Annotated in this window: 2 protein-coding genes; one reads left to right on the top strand and one right to left on the bottom strand. The window is 70.3% G+C overall.

Going from position 1 to position 1,752, the window contains the following annotated elements; all coding sequences use genetic code 11:
- A partial coding sequence (locus AC27VN_RS40590) for an acyl-CoA dehydrogenase family protein (protein ID WP_490880380.1) occupies positions 1-1,481 on the bottom strand: 1,481 nt, incomplete at its 3' end.
- Between the two features lie 90 nt (positions 1,482-1,571).
- Between AC27VN_RS40590 and AC27VN_RS40595 the strand changes: the two genes are divergently transcribed.
- Positions 1,572-1,752: LysR family transcriptional regulator (locus tag AC27VN_RS40595; protein ID WP_490880381.1), on the top strand; the 181-nt coding region annotated here is incomplete at its 3' end.

A 1,752-nucleotide genomic window follows, 5' to 3' on the forward strand; every position in this document is an offset into this window, starting at 1 on the left:
GTCTCGGCCAGCGCGGCGGCGCGCGCCAGTGCATCGCGCAGCGCCTGGGCGAAGGCCGGGGCCGGTTCGGCTTCGGCGATCAGCTTTTCGCAATGGGCGCGCAGCACCGGCAGCGAGCCCTCGCGCTTGACGGCGCGGATCACGTCGAGCGCGACGATGTTGCTGGTGCCCTCCCAGATCGAGCCCAGGTGGGCATCGCGCACCAGCCGCGGATCGCTCCATTCCTCGATGTAGCCGCAGCCGCCGCGCACCTCCATCGCGTCGCCCGTGACCTTGCGCGCATCGCGGCAGGCGCGGAACTTGATGAGCGGCGTAAGGATGCGCAGCAGCGCGTAGGCATCGGCTTCGCCGGCGTCGGAGCGCGCCAGCGCCAGCGCGGTCTGGCAGACCATGGTGCGTGCCTGCTCGGCGGGCACGCGCAGCTTGTCGAGCTGGCGCTGCATCAGCGGCATCCGGTCGAGCGTGCGGCCGAAGGCCTGGCGCTCGGCGGCGATGTACTCGGCCTCGGCCACCGCGCGGCGCATCAGGCCCGCGGCGCGCACGCCGTTCGACAGCCGCGAGTTGTTGACCATGTCGGCCATCTGCACGAAGCCGCGGCCTTCCTCGCCGACCAGGAAGGCGAGCGCGCCCTCGAGCCGGATCTCGCCGCTGGCCATCGAGCGCGTGCCGAGCTTGTCCTTGAGCCGGATGATCCGGTAGCGGTTGAGACTGCCGTCGTCGAGCCGGCGCGGCAGCAGGAACAGCGACACGCCCTTCATGCCGGCCACGCCGTCCTCGGCGCGCGCGAGCACCATCGCGAAATCGGCGTCGGGGTTCGAGCAGAACCACTTGTCGCCGGTGAGGCGCCAGCTGCCGTCGGCCTCGCGCCGCGCCAGCGTGGCGGTGGCGGCGATGTCGGAGCCCGCGGCCTGCTCGGTCATGAACATCGCGCCCTGCGCGAGTTCGTCGAAGTCGAGCGAGGTCAGGCGCGGCAGGTACTTCTGCACCAGCGCGGGCGCGCCGAACTTCTTGAGCGTGCGCGTGAGCGAATCGGTCATCGAGACCGGGCAGCACAGGCCGAACTCGGCCTGCACGAACAGGTAGGTCAGCGCGTATTTCACGAGCGGCGGCATGCGGCCCTTCCAGCCCAGCGTCTCGTCGCGGTGCGAGATCGCGGCCAGCCCGAATTCGCTGAGCGCGAGGCGCTCCATCTCGACGTAGGCCGGATGCTTGATCACCTGCTGCTCGTCGAGCCCGGTGCGCGTGCGCTGCTTCAAGGTGGGCGGGTTGCGGTCGGCGGTGCCGGCCAGCTCGTCGAGCCTGCCGCCCGCGAGGCCGCCGAGGCGCTCGAGCTGCGGCCGCAGGTGGCGCAGCAGGTCCTCGGGCAGGTAGAGCGCGAGCAGCGACTGCAGCTCGGTGTCGACGCTGTAGAGGTTCTGGCCGTGGCGGTCGGGAATGGGGTGAACGGCGGGCGCTGCAGGCGCGGCAGGCGTCTCGGGCATGGCTTGTCTCCTGGATTCGCGCCATTGTTCAAGCCGTGACGATCCGTGTCTAATATCGTTTGGGTCTTGCTCGATTCGATTTGCCTATTCATGGAACTGCGTCACCTGCGCTATTTCTCCGTGCTCGCCGAAGAGCTGCACTTCGGGCGCGCGGCACGCCGGCTCTCGATCTCGCAGCCGCCGCTGTCGGTGGCGATCCGCCAGCTCGAGGACACGGTGGGCGCGCGCCTGTTCGAGCGCAACAGCAAGGAGGTGCGGCTCACGCCCGCGG

It is taken from the genome of Variovorax sp. 20P10.2.4 (assembly GCF_058244205.1).